This window comes from Ensifer sp. LC11 (genome assembly GCF_001695835.1).
Taxonomy (GTDB): domain Bacteria; phylum Pseudomonadota; class Alphaproteobacteria; order Rhizobiales; family Rhizobiaceae; genus Ensifer.
Genome location: NZ_MBSO01000012.1, coordinates 162,639 through 182,874 on the forward strand (window position 1 = coordinate 162,639; position 20,236 = coordinate 182,874).

Below are 20,236 nucleotides of genomic sequence, written 5' to 3' on the forward strand. Positions count from 1 at the left end.
TCTGGAGCGCCGCGGCTCCAACGGGCGGTGGCGGTGCTCAAGCATTCTTTCCCGAGGCATTCTCTTGCGCGCGCGAGCGGCATGCCCCGGGAAGCAAGAGGTTCTGCGATGCGTTGCGTATTTGTCGTCGTCCTCCTGTTTTTGGCCGGCTGCGGAACGGTGCCGAGAGACACCCGGAACGCCTGCGCGGTTTTCGAGCAGCGAGATGGCCTATTCAACAATTGGCGCCGGGAAGCCTATGGCGCCCAGCGTGAATACGGCGTGCCCGTACCGATCCTGATGGCGACGATCTATACCGAATCCGGCTTTCGCCATAACGCCCGGCCGCCGCGCACCAGGCTCTTCGGCTTCATTCCGTGGACGCGCGTCTCCACGGCCTACGGTTACTCGCAGGCGCTTGACGGTACCTGGGCGCGCTATCAGAGCGAAACCGGCCGCTGGGCGGCACGGCGTTCGGATTTCGGCGACGCGATCCGCTTCATCGCCTGGTATCACCGTGAGAGCGCTCAAAAGAACGGCATTGCGCTCAATGATGCCTACCGGCTTTACATCGCCTATTACCATGGCCACGCCGGCTATGCCCGCGGCAACTGGAGCCAAACGGCCAAGACCGGCGCCAAGCGGGCGGCCGGCATGGCTTCGGCCTATAGCCAGCAATTGCGCGGCTGCGGCAGCTAGGATGCCGCGCTAGCCGGCGGCGGCGCGGTCGAGTTCGGCGACATCGATCTTGATCATGCCCATCATCGCCTGCTGGGCGCGGCCGGCGCGGGCCGGATCGGGATCGCTCAGATGGCGCATCAACGCCTCCGGGATGATCTGCCAGGCAAGCCCGAACTTGTCCTTCAGCCAGCCGCAGTGCTGGGGTGTGCCGCCCTCAAGCAGTTTGTTCCAGTAGTAGTCGACCTCCGCCTGGTCGGCGCAGCGCACGAAAAACGACACCGCTTCGCTGAACTTGAAATGCGGGCCGCCGTTGAGACCCATGAAGTGTTGCCCTTCGAGCTCGAAGGAGGCGGTGAAGGCCTTGCCGTCGGGGCCCTTCTTGACGTCGCTGATGCGCGCGTTGCGGAAGATGGAGGTATAAAAGCCGATGGCATCCTCCAGTTGATCGTCGAACCAGAGAAAGGGCGTGATCTTCTGCATGTGCGTGTCTCCCGTGTTGGTTTGTACCGACCGAGGACGAACGGCGGTCATCTGTCCCGACAGGCGCATGCCGAAGCCTCAGATATTTTTTGGCCTGGTGTCGGAACCTTTCCATTCGAAGCGTCCTTTGCAGGTCGAAAGAACCGAGGAGGAATGTGTAATGACCTATGTCGATGGTTTTCTCGTTGCCGTGCCGAAGGCAAACATCGGGGCCTACAAGGCGATGGCCAAGGCGGCTGGCGATGTCTGGATGGAATATGGAGCGCTTTCCTACAATGAATGCCTGGGCGACGACGTGCCCTATGGCGAGGTGACGTCCTTTCCCCGGGCGGTGCAGGCGAAAGACGACGAGACCGTGGTCTTTTCCTGGATCGCCTATAAATCCCGCGCTGACCGCGATGCGATCGTCGCCAAGGTGATGGCCGACCCGCGGTTGCAGGGCGACGCCTGGAAGGACGTCTTTGACGGCAAACGCTTGATCTATGGCGGCTTTCAGACGTTCCTGGCGCTGTAGGCGCCGGGGCTCAAGGGATGCAGCGGCTTGGATCGGCAGCGATCAGGGGATAAAAGCGTTGAATAGGCAACACGTCGCATCCGAGGGCCGTATCGCCTCGGGTGCGACGGGCGCACCCGGAGATCGAGCCAATGCCGCAAACGACCATCACCATCGACACCCGCGGTCAGGGGCTCTACGAATTCACCGACGCGGCGTCTGTCTTCGTGCGCGCCAACGCGGACGGCGAGGGGCTGCTGACCGTTTTCGTGCGGCATACCTCCTGTTCGCTGCTCATTCAGGAAAACGCCGACCCGGATGTGAAGCGCGACCTCGACGGCTTTTTCCGCCGGCTCGTGCCGCCGTCCTCCGATCCGTCGATGCGCTGGATCGTTCACACGCAGGAAGGACCCGATGATATGCCGGCACACATCAAGGCGGCGCTGACGCCGGTCTCGCTCGGCATTCCTGTCAGCCGCGGCCGCCTGCTGCTTGGCACCTGGCAGGGGCTCTACCTCTTCGAACATCGCGACCGGCCGCATCGCCGCGACATCGTCCTGCATCTTGGCGCCTGATCCGGTGCGAATTGCGCCTGCGTGGTCCGATCGATGCGGAAAGGGCAATTGACCCTCACGATCCGCGTTCTAGATAAATGCCGAGACCAGGGGCTGAGCCCGCGCAGCAGTGCGGCTCGGCCGGTGCCGGTGCCGACTTGGCACCGGAGAGGAGGAGGGGGTATGACGGATGCACAGACCATTGCCAGTCGCTTCATCGAAGCGCTGAACCAGCGTGATTTCGAAGCCTTGGCGCGACTCGTCCACGAGGATGTCGAGCTTGATTCCCTGACCGGTCAGCGCACCGTCGGCACCGGCCCCTTGCGCGCCTGGCTGATGAACTATCTGCGCCGCTTCGATGAGCAGTTCGGCGATGTGGTGCTGATGCGCGACGCCTTCGGCCAGCGGGTGGCAGCCGACCTGACGGCGCGGGGAACCTATCGAGAGACGATGGAGGGATTCCCGGCCGCATCGGGCCAGAACTATTCCATTCCAAGCGTGCTCATTTTCGAGATCGAAGATGGCGCCATCACCCGGCTCAGCCACTACCGCAACATCCGCGTCTTCGAGCGCGCGCTTGCCGGTTGACCTTGGGCCGGGAGGCTGGCGGTCGGGGATGACAGCTGCGCGCGCCCCGCTTATTGTATGGCTCCGGTTGCAGACCGGGTTCTAGTTTCGCGTTGACCAGGAGATGACTGCATGAAAGCCATGCTTCGCAATTCGGTGCTGGCGGCTACGCTCGCCGTGACGAGTTTCGTGACCTTGCCGGCGGAGGCCGCGGGACCGATGCCCGCGCCGGAGACGATAGGCCGATCGGATGTCGATCTCGTGCGCCACCGGGGCTACTGTTCGCCGCGAGACGCGCTGCGCAGGGCCTGGCGCCTCGGCTTCCATCGCTCCCGTGTCGAGCGTGTTGCGCATAGCCGTATCGTCGTGGTCGGTTGGCGTCGCGGCTACATGAGCCGCGTCGTTTTCGCCAATGCCTATGGCTGCCCGCGAATCGGCTGATTTCGGGCTTGGGACCGGCAAATCCGTCGATGTTTTTTCGGGCGCGGCTGGTGACGGCCGCGCCCGATCTTTCTTAAACGAAAGGGCCGACAAAAACGATTGCTCGTGAGCGCGCAACGCTTTGTTGGTGGCTCTTAGAAATCTTATAAAACACTGCTAAATCAAATCGTTATGGCGCCATTGCCTTTCCTGCGCGAAACCTGCTGCAGCGGCGAATCTCGTAGAAGTGGTGTGCCGGCATCACGCTCCGGCAATCTGAACCTCCCATGAACATCGGGTTCCGCTGTCGTTCAGATTGGGGACCCTATTCTCTGATCAATCGCTTGGGACGGTGATTGCCCTTTGAACCCTTCAAGCCTTGGAGAGATGTCATGAAGAACCGCCTTTTTAACGCCGCTGCCGCCGCCGTCATCGCAATGACCGGCCTGCTTGGCGCGGCCTCCGCCGCGTCGGCCGAATCGATCCAATTCGGTTTCGGTTCGGGTGGTGGCATCGATGTTCAGTACCGCGACTATGATGGCGGCTACGGCGATGAACGCGACTGGGGTCGCGGCCGTGATCGCCACTGGGATCGTGACCGCCACTGGGATCGTGATCGCCGCGGCCGCTGCGCCCCGTGGATGGCCGTCGACAAGGCCCGCGACCGCGGTTTGCGCCGCGCCTATGTCGCCGACGTCTCGTCGCGCCGCGTCGTGGTCGAAGGTCGTCGACACGGCTACCGCCAGACGATCGTTTTTGCGAACGTCCGCGGCTGCCCGACGATCGGTCGCTGGTAAGCGTCAGCCAAGCAATCTTCCCGCCTCGTCTCCCCCGGCCGGCGGAAGAATGGCCCCTCATGCTCCGGCATGGGGGGCCTTTTGTTGTGCGGCATCGCGGCTGAAACGGCGCCGGCTTTCAAGCGCCAGCGAGCGAAGTGATCGTGGCCCAAGGCGCCAGTCGCGAAACCAGGCTTTCGAACGGTCCTTGCGTCAGGGCGTGCACCTCTCCTTGCTTCACACGCCTTTCATCCTAAACGTCCTTCTCCGTCATCCGCGGGTCAACCCGAGGACCCCTGCTTTGCGGCTGGATGCGCGCCTCAAGGGCGAGGAGAGTGGAGTGAGGATGATGCCGAGTGTTGGGAAAGGAAGGTGACGGGTATGGCCGAGGAGAGTGGAGCGTTGGGGGCGATGGTGGCGGAGAGTGCGGGACGCCCGCTCGCAAGCGGAAGCGTCTCAACGTTCGACCGGACTCAAGACCATGCATCGACTTGGGCGGACATGCGCCTGAACACATCGCAACCACCCGCAGAAACGAAAAGCCCCCGGCGCCGTCTCCGGAGCCAGGAGCGTTGATTGCCGAAAGCCCGCGCTTTGCCGCGGGCTTCCCGAAAGCCTTACTGCTTGATCTCGAACGTCACGTTGACGGTGACATTGTAGCTGTTTTCGCCGGTTGCGACCGGAACGGCGTCGGCTGCATATTCCTTGGCCATGCCGGCGCGCATCATCGGCACCGGCTCGGGGCGGAAGCCCTGCTCGGTGATGTTGACGATCTTGCCGATCGAGACGCCGGCAGCTTCGGCCAACACCTTCGCCTTGTCGACCGCATCGGCAACGGCGGCCTTGCGCGCTTCGGTGATGACGGCTTCCGGCTTGTCGTTGGTGAACTGCACGCCGCCGCCCTGGTTGACGCCCAATGTCACCGACTTGTCGATGACTTCGCCGAGCTTGGCGAGATCGCGCACGCGAACGCTGACGCCGTTCGTCACCTGGTAGCCGATCAGCTCCGGCGCACGGTTGCTGCCGTCGGTGTTGGTCGGATAGCTGTATTGCGGGTTCAGCATGAAGCCGCTCGTCTGCAGGTCGCGGTCGGCAATGCCGCCGTCTTTCAGCGCCTTCAGCACTTCGGCCATGGTCTTGTTGTTGGCGTCGAGCGCTTCGCGGGCGGTCTTGGCGTCCTTGACGACGCTCAGCTGCAGAACCGCCATGTCGGGCGCGACCGTCGCGCGGCCTTCGCCGGCAACGACGATGGTTGCCTTGTCCTTGTCCGTCTCCTGCGCCTGAGCGGCGGCAACGCCGGCAAAAGCGGCGGCGAAGGCGGCGATCGAAAGCGTGCGGGCAGTGCGTGTGGAAATCATGGTCAATGTCTCTCCGGTTGTTCCGTCCCTGCGTCTTCTTGGCGACCGATTGTGTGAGCATTGCGGCAATGGCTTGTCGGCAAAAAGGTTTTCGGCTAGAGCCAACACACGACGCGAACTACCATTGGTTCGCGCTGCTGGATCACTACGGTGCCACGCCTCGTTTCGAAGCGCAAAGGCCACTGTGGAACTTAAAGTTGCTGCCGTTTTCTATCCTTGGATCGTTACGATTTCAGGACATGAGGCAGATCCAGAGTGGGCCTGTAGCTCAATGGTTAGAGCCGGCGGCTCATAACCGCTTGGTTGGGGGTTCGAGTCCCTCCGGGCCCACCAATCCGTCCGCGGATCGTTGATTTCCTTAGATTTTTTAGCTGTTGTTGTCCCACTTTTTCCGCGTGGAATTTGGTCGACCTTTCTTACCCCAAGGGAAAGGGCTTGATATCCGCCTGTGCAGGTGGCCGAGGGGCTTTGACGTGTACGAAGACTGCTTCGCGCCGTTATCGGCGCAATCTCGCCAGCCCAGGCGGCAAGGGAGCGCCGATGGCGATACCGCCATCCTCCGAAACCGCAATGCCAACCCCGAAGCCGGAAATCATGCTTGACGAAATTCTGTTTGTTCCCACCACAACAGACGAGTTCTCAATTTGGATTGGTGGTAGCCGGTTGTCTGGTGAGGTCAAACTCTTACTCTGCGGCCAAAAAATATAGGAGATATGGCCGTCGTCGGCTAGGATCTTAAACCCTGAGCCGCTGGGTATGAACTTGATATTGGGCGCTGGTTTATCACCCAAGATCTCAAGCTCGGGTTTCGCTCCAGCTATGTTAATTACTGAGATTCTCCGCTTTCCATCTTCTAGGATCGCTCGCGTGCCCCAGAGAATTGGAATTTCAACGTCCGAGAACGTCACGCTGCCCAAGCTAAGGTTCACCCTCTATCTCCCATCATGTCTTGCAGAGCTTCGAGGCGGTCTTGGTAGTCATCTTGATCGCCGGCTCCAACTTCATAAACTCGGTCGAAGGCTGCGCCGTTCGCCAGTTGTCGCAGGTGCAGTTCAAAGATTCTTAGTGGATCACCAACATAGGTGATCTTCGCCTCGCACCGCAGTTCGTTGCCATCTCCTGAACTGAATGTCACCACCGCGGTTGCGCTCGTCAAGCCGTCGGCGCTTATCGAGAAGATCGGATCGCGGGCCATCAGCAACGTTGCCCCTTGCTGCATTGGCAATTCGGATGCGACGATGTCGGGCCATTTCGTCGATAGTAGGGACCGGATAATAACACTCGCGTCAGACTCTAGATCGAGCATCTCTAGCGCTCGATCAAAGTCCCCTGTTCTCCGCAATCCGTGGGCGTCTGCCTCGATGTCACCCCGATGATGAGTATGGACTTCGTCTCGGCTCAATAAGATGGCGCCGCCGTTCGCGGCCGCAACTCTAAGTGCTGCTTGCCAGATGACGAGGTCCCGCATTTCGTCCGCTTTGCCATCGGGCGGATGCGGTGGGGACTTTAGGCAAGCCTTGTTCAATGCGCCCTGGTAGTCTTCGATGGTTGCCGGACAAAGCGAGAACTCCAAATCCTGAATTCGGCCCAACAACTCAAGCAACGGGACTCGAGTGATTAATTCTGCGGCATCGAATTCTTGAACCTCAACGCCAACTTGACGAAGGATTTCAGCGGCCTTTTCGAGTTCGTTTGCGCGATTTGTATATGCCTTCTGCTGAGCAGCATCGAACTCGATCTGGGTTGTTTCTGGAACAATGATTTGGTGATGAGAGGCGGCGCATCGTCGCAGGAAAGCGACGACATGTTCCGGAAGCCCAGTCCTTCGCAATTCCTTGGAAAATATTACGTCAGAATTTATAACTACGTGCAAGGCTTCTACCTTGGGCTGCTTGTCCTGATGCGAATGTATTGAGCAACGCGGTAGTGTGCAACACTACCCGAACTGATTTATGTGGGACGGGACGCGTAAGGAACATAACGACTTCAAAGCCTGATTCTATGCCCTACGTTTCACAAGCCATTGACATTGCTGGCTTTTCAGAATTCCTCCAAGCCCACCATACTGTCTCAGGAGCCCATCGCCCTATCTACAGAGTTACGCGCCACCGGAGGTCCGAACCGAGCAAGCGCGTGAGAATCTCATCCGCATTTGGTCGTCGTTGACGGCGTTTCGCGAGCGTCGCCGCAACCACCCCAGTGGTTACTGACGCACGAGAACTGCATGGGCGCGGAACGCGATCCGGGATGATGATCGCCCTATGGGGTGCCTTAAACGTCTGGGTATCCAGTTTGTTCGCAAGACATTAAGTGGATCTTTGGGGGCCGTCGCCTGGTGCACTCGAACGACAGCTTCCCGCGCTTCGCCCTTGGGTTTTCATAAAATGAGGGAGAGGTGGGTGAACTCGAGGATTCGAACCTCTGTTGCGCCGGTTGGCGTAGCTTTCACTAGCAGATCACCCGCATTGCACGTTACGCGCTTCTAATCTCTATGTCACTATACTTTCCGTCGCGGCCGACCCAACGCCACACTACACGGTTTGCCGGAGTGCGCCGATCCCTATTCCATTTGGAGTCGATAGCCCGCCAACGTTCAGCGCGCTCCAACAGCCGCTGTTTCCTGATAGTTATGGTATCGTCATCTTTTCTCTCGCGACTCTTTACGTAAGTCTCGACTTTGTTTGCCAAGTCTAACAATCTCTCGTTCTCACCGCGCCTCGCATATATGGTCGCCAGAAGATCGATAAGTCGTGTTGACGGCCAATCATGGCTAAACGGCCTGCCTTCCACGATTTCGCGTGTAATTGCTGCATCGAGTATTTCCGTGGCTTTGTCTTTCGAGCCACCGCGTTTCAATCTCAACTCCGATATTGCCGCCTGCTCAAAGGCATATGCAGCATCGCGAGGCGCTATTAGGTTGACTATCTGCGTATAGGTGTTGCTCGTAGCAACGATATCAACCTTCTGCGACTGGTCGGTACGCCACCCAACTGTTCTAAGTTCTCTCGGCAGTATTGCTCTCGACGTTCGATCTACGTAGATCATCTGTACGCGAGATTTCCCTGTAGTATCTCTAATTGTTGATTCGTAGAAACCTTGCGTATAGGGACGTCCAAAAGGACTGAAGATTCTCGTCGCGGCGCTCTTTCGTGAAGCAGTGCGCGGCATTTTTAAGAATCTCAGCAGATTTTCCGATGTTGGAGTTTTCCATGTTGAAAAGCGGCTTTCGTCAATGTTCCAGCCAATTGCGCGACCAAGAGCAAATGTGGTTGCGCTCCAAACCGCAACAAAGCCACTCATAAGGATAAGATCACGGCGCGCTTCAGATGCTGGCTCGGCATTCTTCACGTGTATGGGAGGTGCCAGCCAGCGAATGCAACAAAGAATGGCAATTAGCAGGAGGCCAACCATCAACATGTTTACCGACCACCGAGTGAACAAATCCTCCACGCCAGTCAATTGGCCGACTAGGTAGGGCTCGTCGGTAAACATAAATCCGATGTAGACGACCCGGATCGCCACCACAAGGAAACCGGTGACGACGGCGAAGGATATTGCCAAGCTTTGCCGATACCCACTTTCGTCCCAGCCGAGCGCTTCCTTCAATTCATCCTTTATATCAGTTGCGCTTGACGGAATGGGCGCGAGCCAGAACGGCGCCTCCCCAGCCACGTCTGATAGCTGGCCCTTAAAGGACCCGTGCGTGCAAGGATCGGCTTTTTCGGATGGGAGGTACCGCCGGATGCTCTTATATAGCATCTTCGCTAGATCCTCTCTCCTCAAAACAATGTATCCAAGGAGCCAAACTAGTATTGACATCCAGAGAAGCACCACCAACTTCCGGGGAATGGAGAACACCGAACCGAAGGCGCCGAAATTAACGTTCTGTCTTAATGCCTTAATATCTTCTGTTGCTTTATCTTGGACAACGCTTTTTCGCTCATCATTCTTTTGAAATTCTTGGGCTCTAGTATCTGAGCTCTCACCGAACGCCGTGCCAGCTTCTGTACCATCACTTATTGAAGTTGACCCGCTCTTGGGCTGTAGGGGTATCGCACCCCTGTCAGTCAGTGCCTGTCGGAACTCGTCGACGCGGCCACCGACCGTTTCCTCGGCGGACTGAATCGCGTCAGCCAGCTCGCTGTGGCCGGGTTCTACGATAGACAGCCACGCAACAGCTAAGGAGAGTGAAAGAGACCAGATTAACGCATTGGCTTTTGAAGCTCGGGACCTGTAAAGGGCCAGATAATCCACCTGAGGAACAGGTCGATCGGGCTCATTGAGCGACATCCCCTTCCTCCCCGCCAGAGTCGCGTGTATTAGAAGTTTATTATACTACGGGCATATGTGACTTGCTGCAATCACTGAACGCAAGTTTTCTTGTCTCACTTTAGGCGAGCGCTGCCTTTCGACATCGGGCGTCCACCCCCTTACCCCGAAACCGGCACAACTTTCGGCTTCACCGCCGTCTTGCGCGCGCCTGCGTGCTCCAGCGCCGCCACTGCCACGGCGTCCCACTGGGAGAGGATGTGTTCCGCATCGTAGCGCCTGACGCTGGCTTCGGCGTTGGCGGCGAGGCGGGTGCGCAGGGCGCTGTCGCCCATCAGGTTGGACAAGGCGTCGGCCAGCGCGTCGATGTCGCCGTTTGGGACGAGGATGCCGTCCTCGCCGTGGTCGATCATGTCAGTCGGGCCCCATTCGCAGGCAAACGAGACGACGGGGACGCCTGATGCCATCGCCTCGAGCAGGGCGATGCCCCATCCCTCGTAGCGTGACGACAAGACGAAGGCATCGGCGGTCTCGACCCATATGCCCGGCCGCGCGGTGACGCCCGGCATCTCCACCCTGTCGTTCAGACCAAGAGTGTCACGCTGGGCTTCCAGTTCTTTCCTGGCCTCGCCTTCGCCCCAGATGACCAGCTTCCATTCGGGGTGTTCGGGAGCGACCTTGGCGAAGGCCTCCAACAGCAGATCGAAACCCTTTTGTGACGTCAGACGGCCAACGGCGGTCAGGACATTGTTGCCACGCCTCTTTTGCCAGACAGCGGGCAGATTGACGGCATTGGCAATCACTCGTCCGGAACGGCGGACCGCCGGTGGGAAATGGTCGAGCGCGCCCGTGGTCATGGTCACCAGCGCGAAGGCGCGTGGATACAGGCGAAGCTGAAGCCATTTCCAGAAGGGGCCGAACGGCTGCACTGCCGGGTTGTTGCGCTCGGACACGATGACCGGAATCGGGAGGCCCCTCGTTGCCAACAGCGTCAGCACGTTCGTGCGGGTGAGAAAGCTCAGGACAAAGTCGGGGCGGGTGCGCCTGATGACCGAACGCAGGCGATGGAGCCGCCTTGCCACCAGCAAGGCAGCGCGCAGCTTTGAGGCCTTCTGTGTCGGCAGGTCGAGGCGCTCTAGGGAAACGCGCGGATCGAGGTCGTAATAGGGCTGCGAGGTCGGCGCTTCGAGCGTGATCACCGTGACAATGCAGCCGAGACCTGCCCAGTGACTTGCGACCAGGCTCACGACGTGCTCGGTGCCACCGGCGCCGAGCGCTGAAACGACGATCGTTATGCGCGCGCCCGCAATTCCGGCTGTCCCTACGATGTCGGCACGTGTCTCCTCATCCAATCTGGATCGCCCCCTTACTCTCCCCGTATTATTGTTAGCGAATCCTTAAATTCGCTGCAACGACACTTTCGCAGATTGGTAAACAGGCGTTGGGCCTAGCTGCAGGTCGCACAGAACTCCTTCTGGCGGACGACGCTGCCATGATGCCGAGGAGATGGCTGCCACAGCATTCCGGTGAAATCGCATGAAGCGGAACATGCCGTCTGATGAAAGATCGTCCATCGCGCGTTCATATGAACGTGCGGGGCTCTGGGCTGGCCGTCCCATCTGAATTGCCGCCTATGGGAAGAGTCCTGACGCCTGCCGGTTGAACGTCGGACGCCGCGTCAGGGACCAGTCAGGCATTCGGGCGCTGGTTTCAATCGCGGTGTGTGGGCAGGGGCGGTGTCTTTGCTGGAAAGGCGGCCAGCCAACCCTTGCCCACTGGTCGAGCCAAGGAGCCCAAAAAAATGCCCGCAGGACGCGGGCAGTTTTGGAGTGGGCGCATACGCTCAAACATGTTGCGCCTTGCCCCAAGGTGGCTGGCAGAGGTCAACGATTTGTAAATGCGGTGTAGCCAGAAATGAGGGAGCGGCGCGCGCTTCTGCTCTCGCTCGCCGGCTTTGCGTCGAAATTTTGCGTTGCGGCCCATTTAGAGCTGTGATTCTCACGCCTGCGACCGCAGGACGTAACGAGTGTCCCTGCGTCGCGGATGATGATCGCCTGTGACGCAAGGTGCATTCTCAATAAATATTTGATTTTCCTAAGCGTTCTCCGCACTTCAGGCGGCTCGCTTTAGTTCTGGCTGGTGTGCTCTTCGGCACGTCTTCGACCCGCTTTTCTCCAGCCTGGAGCGATCGGTACAACCATGACGCAAGCCCTTAAGAAAGAAATTGTTAATTTAAGCAATGAATAATGAAAAAGGGGTTGAAGATTGTCGCCATTTCGCCCAAAGGAACCCCGGGCGGTCCGTGCCGCTATTCGAAAGGACGTTTATGCGAATCAAAGCCGCATGTGCCGGCGCAAGCCGCACCGCCGTTTCGGGTTTCATGTATCTCGTACCGACAACATCAGTTCTGAGCCTCCTGCTGCTTTCCGCCGGCTGTTCGTCGGCGGTTGTCGGCGAAAGTCCGCTGTTTGCGTCAAGCCGTTCGAGCGGCTATGCGAGCCCGTGGGTCAAGGTTCGCAAGAAAGAGAAGCAGTTGCAGGTCGCCGAGGCCGAAGAGGGCATCGTCGAACCGGCGCCGACGCGGCGTCGTACGACCGCCTATCTCGGTCGCGCTCCCTATATCTGCTCGCCCAGCGGTTTCGGTCGCACGTCGCACTGCTTCCTGAGGACGTCGTACTAACGGGCATCCGTTGTTTGAGCTTGCGCAATTCCGGCGGAGATCCGTCCGGCGTTGTTTCTTGGGGGATCGGGGCGGTCCCCGATCTCGGTCGGTGAACTTCTGACCGCCGCTGTCCCGGTTGGCGAGGATGTCACGCGGTTGGGCGGTGCCCGTCCGCGACCATGCCGACCTCCAGCGCGGAGCAAGCCCATGCTGGTTTTAATGCGGTGTCCTCAGACAGGCCGCTGGAGAATATCATTGTCCATTGCAGTCGTAAGATCAGCCCTTGCCGGGGGAACGCTGGTGCTCCTGTCGATCGCCGCAACGCCTGCGGCGCGCGCGCAGGATCCGGCCGATGGCGTCGACCGCTCGTTCACGACCGCTGCGATCGGCCCGGTCGCCAAGGGCCAGGCCGCGCGCGCCGTTGCCATCGGCGTCTATGATCCGCATGACGCCGTCGCCGACAATGATGGGCTCCAGCTCGAACATGTCTTCGTCTACTGGCAGAAGCCCGATCGGGCGCTGTTGAAGCGCAAGATCGCGATCGCGGCGAGACAAGGGCGGGCGCTGATGCTCTCGGTCGAGCCCTATACCCATGCGGCCAACTGGCGAGCCGGCGGCGAAAGGCTGTTTGCCGATATCGGCAAGGGGCGCTTCGATCGCGAAATCCGTGACGTCTGCACCCGCGCGGCCAGTTTCGACGGGCCGGTCTATGTGCGCTGGGGTCACGAGATGGAGCAGCCGAGCGAACGCTACCCCTGGGCGCGCCGCGACAGTGAAGGCTACAAGAAGGCGTTTCGCTACTTCGTCAGCAAGTGTCGGGAACTGGCGCCGGCTGCGCGCTATGTCTGGTCGCCGATCGGCAACCGCAATCTTCGCGCCTACTATCCGGGCGACGATGTCGTCGACGCGATTGGCATCCCCGTCTGGGGTCTGCAGAAAATGGACGTCGACTATTGGGGTCGCGAGCGCAGGTTCGGCGAGGCGCTGAAGGAAAAATACCAGCGCGTTTCCGGTTTCGGCAAACCGGTCCTCGTCGCCGAACTCGGGGTTTCGGGCTCAGCCGACTACAAGCGGGCCTGGTACCAGGAAATCCTCGATCCGCAGACCTACCGCCGGTCTTTCCCGCTTCTGACCACGGTCGTGTTCTTCAACGACAAGGAGCCCTACAAGTGGCCGCTTGGCTACGGCGCGCCGGACTGGCGGCTCGACAAGCAGGCGCTCAAGGCGCTGGCGGACCGGCAGACGAAAGAGGCGGCGGAACTCGCTGAGTGAGCATTGCAGGGCAACGCGCCGATCGTCCTTCGGCGCATCGCGTGGGGTTGATACCTCGTGGATTTCAAGAGCCGGCGATCAGGCCAGCAACAGGCCCGATTCACGGGCTGCGGCCACAAAGCAGCGGCTCGCCCGGTCCGCACTTGTCAATCCGTCGAGCGCGTCCAGGCAACGCCTGAGGGCCGCTCGATATTCCCGTCCGCGCCGGCCTGGCCACTGCCGCAGCAGTTCCACGGCCTCAAAGACCGTTCTGATCACGGTCTGCCGCCTTGCCGATAGCCGGAGGGGAATTGGGGTGGGGAAGCGTTTCTCGCTCATTGCATTCCTCGTTCAAAGTCTTTTCGAGCGAGAGGCCAACGCCGGAGCAGGTGTTTGGTTCCGCGAAGCCAACGACTATTTTGGCTCGGGAACGAAATAGTGTTTGGCGGCGGGGTCCTAAAGCTCCAGCGCCGCCTTAAGGTCGGTCGATTTGTGGACGCGCAGATCGAGATCGGCTTCGATGTGGTCGATATGGTGAACCATCAGCCTGGCGGCTGCGTCGATATCGCCACGTTCGAGCGCATTGACGATCTCGTCATGTTCACTGTGGCCGCAGCTCGATACGGTCGACTGGCCGTAAAGCGCAATGACGAGCGAGGAACGGGCGACGAGTTCGTCCATGAAGCGGCGCAGAATGCTGTTGCCCGAGAGGTCGGCGAGCGCCAGGTGGAAATCGCCTGAGGCCTTGATCTCGGCGCGGCGGGCCGATTGGCCGCGCTGTTCGGTCAGCTGCCGCTCGGCCGCCAGCATGCGCCTCAACTCGGCGACCTCGGCCTTGCCGATGTTTGCGGCCGCGGACCGCACGACGCCGGGCTCGATCAGCCGGCGGGTGGCAAAGATCTGCCGCGCCTCGTCGATGGAAGGATGGGCGACGAAAGCGCCGCGGTTCTTCTCGACGTTGACAAGCCCTTCATAGGAGAGCGCTTGCAGCGCGGCGCGCACCAACGTCCTGCTGACATTGAAAAGTTCGCCGACATCGCTTTCCGAAAGCTTGGTGCCGGGTGCCAGTCGCCGCTCGACGATCGCATCGCGCAGCGTGTCGCGGATATGTTGGCTGCCGGTGTCGGAGGCCGGGTCGGAGGCCAAGTCGGCCGATGGAGGCGTGGTGGTCAAGGACATGAATCGATCCGCGAAGCAATGCATCATCTTATCGTCGGGCGGGCGCAAGGGAAACGACAATCTGACGCGCAAGGGTTGCGCAGCGGCAACCGCGCGGCGAGGGCAGGGTTATTTGTCGAGTTCTGGATAGACCCGGTCGAGGAAGCCGGGTCTCAGTTTCTCGCCGATCAGGCAATCGGAGGCTGGCAGGGCATCGACCAGGCGGACGCGCGGCGGTGGCGGCAGGCCGCTCACCTCAAGCACCAGCTTCTGGCGGATCGCGACAGCAAAATCCTCGGGCTCGTGCACTGGCAGCACGAAGGAGCCGGGGCCGCCGATGACGCATTCGGCATAGTATTGGTCGAGCGGGCCGGTGGAGACGGAGGGGCGGATCAGGATGGCGAGGCCATTGATGGTGATGCCGCGTTCGATCGCGGTATCGCGGGCCGGAAGAACCGGCGGTCCGATATTGTTCGGGCCATCGCCTGAAATATCGATGACGCGACGGATGCCGGCAAAGGCGTTGGAATCGATCAGCGCCGTGCCATAGGTGATCGCGTTGGAGATCGACGTGCCGCGGCGTGTGCCGACTGGCCGCGCCTCGATCAGCTTGGCAAAGGCGTCGGCATCGGCGGCGGTATCGATCACCCGCCAGGCAACGACGGAGGATTCGTTGACCGTTCCGGCCCATTCGAAGTAGCCAATGGCAATTCGGCCAAGCTGGCCGCTTTCGACGGCATCAAGGAAGTCACGGTGCCTGAGCGCCTCGACATAACCGGCGCGCTGAACGCGCGCTTCGTCCAGATCCATCGAGCCGGACATGTCGACCGCCAGGATCAGTTCAACGTCGACATTCGTCGATACGGCGGTCGATGGGCTCGGGCCACCACTCAATGAGAGGATTAACGCCAACACGCTCAACATCGCTTCAACCAGTCATTGCGCGCGGTAGATTAGAAGACTGTAACACAGGATTGGATTTCGGCGACCATTTGGGCGTGGCCGGAGTTCAACAAAGAGTGATTTTACTATTGCCGCGACAACAGCATTGACGATGAAGGGTACAATCGGGAAGGCCAGGATGCTGGAGTTGACGGAAAATAAAGAGCTATTTCAAATTGATAGCTTGCAGAGGGCGGCCTTCACCTATTTTCTCGACTACGCGGATCCGGTCACCGGGCTGATTGCAGATACCTCGTTGCCGGACGCGCCTTCGAGCATCGCGGCAACGGGTTTTGGCCTTTCCTGCTATCCGGTTGGCGTCGAGCGCGGTTGGATCGCACGTGCCGAAGCGGCACGTCGGGTGTATCGCGTGCTGCGCATGCTTGCCGAAGGCCCGCAGTCGCGCGAGCAATGCGCGACCGGCTATCGCGGTTTCTACTATCATTTTCTCGACATGCGGAGCGGCGAGCGCACCTGGCGGAGCGAGGTCTCGACCGTTGACACCGCACTGCTGATGGCCGGAATTCTGACCGTCTCGGCGTATTTCTCCGGTAAGGATGCTGCCGAGTGCGAAATCCGCTCGCTTGCCGAAGCGCTTTATGCGCGGGTCGATTGGCGCTGGGCGCTCAACCGGAGCACCACGTTGACGATGGGCTGGCGTCCACCCGGACGGTTTCTGCCTCATCGCTGGCGGGGGTATAGCGAAGCGCTGCTGCTCTACGTGCTGGCACTCGGGGCGCCTGAGCACGCAATCGAACCGGAACACTATGCCGCCTTTACCGAGACCTACGACTGGATCATTGCTGGCGGAGCACCGCATCTGCACGCGGCGCCGCTTTTCATCCATCTCTTCCCGCAGGCCTGGCTTGATCTTCGCGGACTTGCCGATCAGCCGATGCGCGACAGGCAGACGGATTATTTCGACAACACCCGGCGCGCGATTTCTCTGCAGCGCGAGCATGCCTGCCAGAACCCGGGCGGCTTTGCCGGCTATGGGACGCATCTCTGGGGCCTGAGCGCCTGCCATGCGCCGCGCGGCCGGCTGCGCCTTTGGGACGGACGCTGGCAGCGGCTTTACGGTTATGTGAACCGGGGCGCTCCCTTTGGCATCGATGACGGCACGCTCGTGCCCTGGGCGGCGCTCGCCTGCCTGCCTTTCGATCCGGATGCCTCGCTGGCGGCGCTGGGGCATCTCGTTTCCGGCTACCCCAACCTGTTCAGCCAGCGACGCTTTCCCGGCGGCTTCAACCCCAGTCTTTCCGGGGAGGGACCGGAAGGCTGGGTCGATGACCGCGTCGTCGGTCTTGACCAGGGCCTCATCGTCATGATGATCGAGAACTGGCGTACCGGTTTGCCCTGGGAGTTGATGCGCAAGGTTCCGGCGATGCGTCGTGGCCTCGAGCGCGCGGGCTTCGAGGGCGGCTGGCTTGCAAGCCAGAGAGGAACGTCGGCGGTTGCCGTCTGCAGCGACGCTGAACGATGAGAATGGGCGATAAAGACGGCATGACCTTGAACGACCAGCAACCGACAGCGCAAACGGTGGAGGCCTATCCGCCGCAAGCGCTGGCGGTCGTAGAAACCTTGCGCGCGCAGTTCCCTGAGGCTGGCGTTTCGCTCGGGCCGGCAACGAGCGATTTCCGCGTGGCTGCCGCGTTCTGGGCAGAGGGCAGCCCGGATATGGAGGCTGGTCTTGCCTATCAGGACCGCTTCGCAACCGACATGACGGACCGGATAAGAGCGGCCCATCTGATCGCCTTCTACAGCAATCAGCTGAGCATGGTGCTGGGTGCGTTCTATCTTGGCGCCGGGCTCACTGCAGAGGTCGCCGGGCTTCGCTTCGAGGATTGGACCCGTACGTCCCGAGGGGTGGCTGTTGCCGGCAAGCGCTATCATTTCCGTTTCGATCGCCTCGTGCCGGGAGAAGACATCGCTGGCTTCGAACGCAAGTTCAGGGCGCATCTGAAACCAGTCATTGCCGTGTTGAAGCGGCGCACTGGCCTTTCTTCCGGGGCACAATGGCGACTTGCTGCGGACGCACTCGCCGGCGCGTTCCTGGAAATCGGTCGGGCGGTCGGCGATGAGGCGCGTGGCATGGCGGCGGCGCTGGCGATCGTCAAACGGCAGGGTTCGCCGCTCTATTCCGACGCGCTCTGTTACGAGGAAATCACCGCGCTCGATCCGGCGAGTGACGAGCGGCTGTCGCGTTACTATCGGATGCGCTGCGGCTGTTGCCTCTACTTCCGCACCGAGGGCGGCAGTTTCTGCGACACCTGCGTCCTCTTGGAACCCGGGGCGCGCCGCGCGCGGCTGGTGGCGCATCTCATGCAAAACGGCGGGGCCTGAACCCCGCCGTCTCTCTGTCTGTTCGCCGATGCGGCGGGATCAATGCGCCTTGGCGAAGCGGTCGTTGATGAAGCCGGAGACGACGCCGAGCACGATCCAGAAGGCAAGCGTGGTGGCGAGTGCGGCGACGGCAAACTCGGCACCGAGCACGGCCGGGACGTTGCTGGTAATATCGACCGGCTGCGGCGCGCCGTAGACCTGCGGTGCCGCGATCAGCACCAGCCCCACGACCTTGGAGACGATCTCCTCGCGCAGGACGATGAGATAGAGGCCGACAGCCGAAAGGGCGACGGTTGCCAACCACCAGGTCTGGCGGTCGCCGAGTTCGGCGGCCGGGAAGCCCGGCAGTTCCGGCGGCAGGCCGATTGCCGGCAGCATGTGCACCGCAAGCCAGCCGCAGGCGCCCCAGAGTGCGCCGTTCCGGAGCGTGATCGGATAGCCGATCACCAGGCTGACGCCGGCGAGCAGCAGGCCGAAACCGGAGCCTGTGACGAGATTGGCGATCAGCGTGCCGGAGAACCGGCTCATGCCGAACATGATGCCGCCTTCCTCGTGTTCGCCCTCATGCGCATAGGCCGGCGTGATCGGCGACAGCGCGTCGAGCATGGCGGAAAGCGGGGAGACCGCCTTCAGCGACGAATGCTGGTCGTGCCCCTCGGCGGCGGGTTGTGTTGTTCCAGGCTGTGCAGCCGGCTGTTCGCTCGCGGCCGGAGCCTGGCCCTCGAATTCTTCCGCATGCAGGATCAGCGGCGTTACCCTGAGTTCCTGGGCGCCGGTCATGAAGACACCGGCAATCAATCCAGCCACGATCGCGGCCAGAAGCGTTCTGACAATCATCTTGAAGTCCCTCGATAACGGCAAAAGCCACGCACTGCGGCGTGGTTTGCTAGCCTTCCCATTCGCTGTGTGATGCGAACCACGCCGGTGTGCCGGCCGAGATGGTGGCGTGCACGAGCACAGACATCCGGCACAGGCCGGATGCGTTCAGGTCCGCTTTGTCGATGCGGAACGTTGGTAACGTTCCGAGACATCGGTCAGTGGCAGGGGAAGCCGTAGGAGTGGCGGGTGTCGTGCGCGGTGTCGTGCAGCACCGCCGAATTGGCAAGGCCGGCGCCGAAGACGAGGAAGCCGCCGATGAGAAGGGCGATGATGCCAGCGGTCAGACGATCGCTGAGGGAGAGCGGGGTGCTCGAAATGGTAGACGTAGCCATGACAACCTCCGTGATGGCGTCGGGAAAATCCCGGATGGGCCCTATGCCCGCATCGAGTGGCAGGTTTCCTGGCTCACGGCGCTGGGCTCAATGCCCGGGATCTGCCTCGCCTTCCCAGATCGGCCGCCCTCTCGCGGTCTTTTCCAGTGGCTTCTTCCGGATCGCTCCGGAATGGTAGATCGACGTCGTTCTACAGTCGCGGGGTCGGCCGTGATGTGAATGCCCAGCATGGGTCCATCCGTCACGTTCCCGTTTACTCCCGAAACACGTTCGCATTCCGGGAACCAATCGATCCCAGATGATTAGGATCGCACCCCGGAGATGTCAATTAGGCCTGCGCCGCCGCCCGGTCCATCCGCGACAAAATCCCTGATGATCATGCGTTTATAGGCCTCGACAATCTGGTCGCCCTCTGGCCGATCGACCGAGACCGCAAGCCGCATGGTGCAATCGCCAAGGTGCATGATGAGGAAGGCGGCACTGTCGATCTCCTCGCGTGGCGTATCGGGCACGAGCCGGGCCCAGACATCGGCAAGCAGTTTTCCGCCGGCGCGGCTTTGCTGGAGGTCGATCTCGCGCAGCGCCTTGTCGGCCTGCATTGCCGACCAGATGTCGCGCATCACGGGCTCGGCGAGGAACATGTCGTAATAGATGTCGAACAGCACACAGAAGGCGTCGCGCAGTTCCGCGAGCGATGTGACCTTGGCAAGTTCGGCCGCGATGCACTCGTTGCACACGGCATTGTAGCGCTCGGCCAGGGTTTGCACGATCGCCGCCTTGTCGGGGAAGTACTGGTAGAGGGATCCGATCGAAATCCCAGCCTTTTCAGCGACTTCGCTCATGCGCATCGCGTCGCTGCCCTTCTCCTGGATGAGTGCTGTCGCGCAGGCAAGGATGTGCTCGACGCGCTCGCGGCTGCGTTTCTGGCTGGGTGTTCGGCGCAGCGCGGTCTCGTCTTCGGTGGGTACCGCGGCTGGGCTGATGTCTGGAATCATGAGTAATGCTCACATTTTGACTTGACTCCTAAAATACGAGGATTTATCACATTTGCAAATGTGAGAGATGCTCATGTTTGTTGGTGGTCAACCCAGG

At 60.8% G+C, this 20,236-nt stretch carries 21 protein-coding genes, 1 tRNA gene and 1 riboswitch; of the genes, 11 read left to right on the top strand and 11 right to left on the bottom strand.

Translation table 11 applies throughout. The features are described from left to right. Window positions 1-108: 108 nt before the first annotated feature. Window positions 109-678 (top strand): hypothetical protein, encoded by a 570-nt coding sequence (locus BBX50_RS09480; protein ID WP_065775060.1) that lies wholly within the window; start codon window positions 109-111, stop codon window positions 676-678. 9 nt (window positions 679-687) lie between these two features. Here BBX50_RS09480 and BBX50_RS09485 read toward each other — a convergent pair whose 3' ends face one another. Beyond that, window positions 688-1,140 (bottom strand): VOC family protein, encoded by a 453-nt coding sequence (locus BBX50_RS09485; RefSeq protein WP_065775061.1) that lies wholly within the window; start codon window positions 1,138-1,140, stop codon window positions 688-690. Window positions 1,141-1,300: 160 nt separating this feature from the next. On the opposite strand from BBX50_RS09485, the gene BBX50_RS09490 reads away from it, so the two are divergent. From BBX50_RS09490 to BBX50_RS09510, 5 genes are all read left to right on the top strand, one after another. Beyond that, entirely contained in the window at window positions 1,301-1,654 is a 354-nt protein-coding gene (locus tag BBX50_RS09490) for a DUF1428 family protein (protein ID WP_065775062.1), read from the top strand. A 131-nt stretch (window positions 1,655-1,785) separates the two neighbouring features. After that, window positions 1,786-2,208, top strand: a complete 423-nt coding sequence (locus BBX50_RS09495) for a secondary thiamine-phosphate synthase enzyme YjbQ (protein WP_065775063.1) — start codon at window positions 1,786-1,788, stop codon at window positions 2,206-2,208. A gap of 162 nt (window positions 2,209-2,370) precedes the next feature. Further along, on the top strand, window positions 2,371-2,775 hold the full coding sequence (locus BBX50_RS09500; protein ID WP_065775064.1) for a ketosteroid isomerase-related protein: 405 nt from the start codon (window positions 2,371-2,373) through the stop codon (window positions 2,773-2,775). A 111-nt stretch (window positions 2,776-2,886) separates the two neighbouring features. After that, window positions 2,887-3,195, top strand: coding sequence for a hypothetical protein (locus BBX50_RS09505; RefSeq protein WP_065775065.1), 309 nt, complete (start codon window positions 2,887-2,889; stop codon window positions 3,193-3,195). Between the two features lie 371 nt (window positions 3,196-3,566). Continuing rightward, complete coding sequence (locus BBX50_RS09510) at window positions 3,567-3,971, top strand: hypothetical protein (RefSeq protein ID WP_065775066.1); 405 nt, start codon at window positions 3,567-3,569, stop codon at window positions 3,969-3,971. 596 nt (window positions 3,972-4,567) lie between these two features. On the opposite strand, the gene BBX50_RS09515 is transcribed toward BBX50_RS09510, so the two are convergent. Continuing rightward, window positions 4,568-5,308 carry an SIMPL domain-containing protein gene (locus BBX50_RS09515; protein ID WP_065775067.1) on the bottom strand — a complete coding sequence of 247 codons (741 nt, stop codon included), beginning with the start codon at window positions 5,306-5,308 and terminating at the stop codon, window positions 4,568-4,570. A gap of 257 nt (window positions 5,309-5,565) precedes the next feature. On the opposite strand from BBX50_RS09515, the gene BBX50_RS09520 reads away from it, so the two are divergent. Next, a tRNA-Ile gene (locus BBX50_RS09520) sits at window positions 5,566-5,641 on the top strand. 592 nt (window positions 5,642-6,233) lie between these two features. Here BBX50_RS09520 and BBX50_RS09530 read toward each other — a convergent pair. The 3 genes from BBX50_RS09530 to BBX50_RS09545 form a co-directional block, all read right to left on the bottom strand. Next, entirely contained in the window at window positions 6,234-7,181 is a 948-nt protein-coding gene (locus BBX50_RS09530) for a hypothetical protein (protein WP_139108230.1), read from the bottom strand. A gap of 599 nt (window positions 7,182-7,780) precedes the next feature. Beyond that, window positions 7,781-9,598 (bottom strand): hypothetical protein, encoded by a 1,818-nt coding sequence (locus tag BBX50_RS09540; protein ID WP_065775071.1) that lies wholly within the window; start codon window positions 9,596-9,598, stop codon window positions 7,781-7,783. A gap of 140 nt (window positions 9,599-9,738) precedes the next feature. After that, entirely contained in the window at window positions 9,739-10,929 is a 1,191-nt protein-coding gene (locus BBX50_RS09545; RefSeq protein WP_065775072.1) for a glycosyltransferase family 4 protein, read from the bottom strand. A 974-nt stretch (window positions 10,930-11,903) separates the two neighbouring features. Between BBX50_RS09545 and BBX50_RS09550 the strand changes: the two genes are divergently transcribed. Beyond that, complete coding sequence (locus tag BBX50_RS09550) at window positions 11,904-12,257, top strand: hypothetical protein (RefSeq protein WP_244513124.1); 354 nt, start codon at window positions 11,904-11,906, stop codon at window positions 12,255-12,257. 237 nt (window positions 12,258-12,494) lie between these two features. After that, window positions 12,495-13,511, top strand: coding sequence for a glycosyl hydrolase (locus BBX50_RS09555; RefSeq protein ID WP_161490864.1), 1,017 nt, complete (start codon window positions 12,495-12,497; stop codon window positions 13,509-13,511). 78 nt (window positions 13,512-13,589) lie between these two features. Here BBX50_RS09555 and BBX50_RS09560 read toward each other — a convergent pair whose 3' ends face one another. The 3 genes from BBX50_RS09560 to BBX50_RS09570 all read right to left on the bottom strand — a co-directional run bounded on the left by BBX50_RS09560 (window position 13,590) and on the right by BBX50_RS09570 (window position 15,572). Beyond that, window positions 13,590-13,829: a DUF982 domain-containing protein gene (locus tag BBX50_RS09560; RefSeq protein ID WP_065775074.1), complete on the bottom strand. Its 240-nt coding sequence runs from the start codon at window positions 13,827-13,829 to the stop codon at window positions 13,590-13,592. A 117-nt stretch (window positions 13,830-13,946) separates the two neighbouring features. Continuing rightward, window positions 13,947-14,669: a GntR family transcriptional regulator gene (locus tag BBX50_RS09565; protein ID WP_065775075.1), complete on the bottom strand. Its 723-nt coding sequence runs from the start codon at window positions 14,667-14,669 to the stop codon at window positions 13,947-13,949. A gap of 108 nt (window positions 14,670-14,777) precedes the next feature. Continuing rightward, the gene (locus BBX50_RS09570; protein WP_065775076.1) at window positions 14,778-15,572 is read right to left on the bottom strand and encodes a DUF1194 domain-containing protein; all 795 of its coding nucleotides are present in this window, start codon (window positions 15,570-15,572) and stop codon (window positions 14,778-14,780) included. A 157-nt stretch (window positions 15,573-15,729) separates the two neighbouring features. Here BBX50_RS09570 and BBX50_RS09575 point away from each other — a divergent pair, with 157 nt between their 5' ends. Together BBX50_RS09575 and BBX50_RS09580 are read left to right on the top strand one after the other, a co-directional pair. Then, entirely contained in the window at window positions 15,730-17,073 is a 1,344-nt protein-coding gene (locus BBX50_RS09575) for a glucoamylase family protein (protein WP_065775077.1), read from the top strand. A 2-nt stretch (window positions 17,074-17,075) separates the two neighbouring features. Further along, on the top strand, window positions 17,076-17,933 hold the full coding sequence (locus tag BBX50_RS09580) for a (2Fe-2S)-binding protein (RefSeq protein ID WP_244513125.1): 858 nt from the start codon (window positions 17,076-17,078) through the stop codon (window positions 17,931-17,933). A gap of 39 nt (window positions 17,934-17,972) precedes the next feature. Here BBX50_RS09580 and BBX50_RS09585 read toward each other — a convergent pair whose 3' ends face one another. From BBX50_RS09585 to BBX50_RS09595, 3 genes are all read right to left on the bottom strand, one after another. Then, the gene (locus tag BBX50_RS09585) at window positions 17,973-18,770 is read right to left on the bottom strand and encodes a CbtA family protein (protein ID WP_065775078.1); all 798 of its coding nucleotides are present in this window, start codon (window positions 18,768-18,770) and stop codon (window positions 17,973-17,975) included. A 197-nt stretch (window positions 18,771-18,967) separates the two neighbouring features. Next, window positions 18,968-19,144: a CbtB-domain containing protein gene (locus tag BBX50_RS09590; RefSeq protein WP_065775079.1), complete on the bottom strand. Its 177-nt coding sequence runs from the start codon at window positions 19,142-19,144 to the stop codon at window positions 18,968-18,970. A gap of 40 nt (window positions 19,145-19,184) precedes the next feature. Next, window positions 19,185-19,448, bottom strand: a riboswitch (cobalamin riboswitch). Beyond that, window positions 19,447-20,139, bottom strand: a complete 693-nt coding sequence (locus BBX50_RS09595) for a TetR family transcriptional regulator (protein WP_065775080.1) — start codon at window positions 20,137-20,139, stop codon at window positions 19,447-19,449. It overlaps the preceding riboswitch by 2 nt. Window positions 20,140-20,236 lie beyond the last annotated feature (97 nt).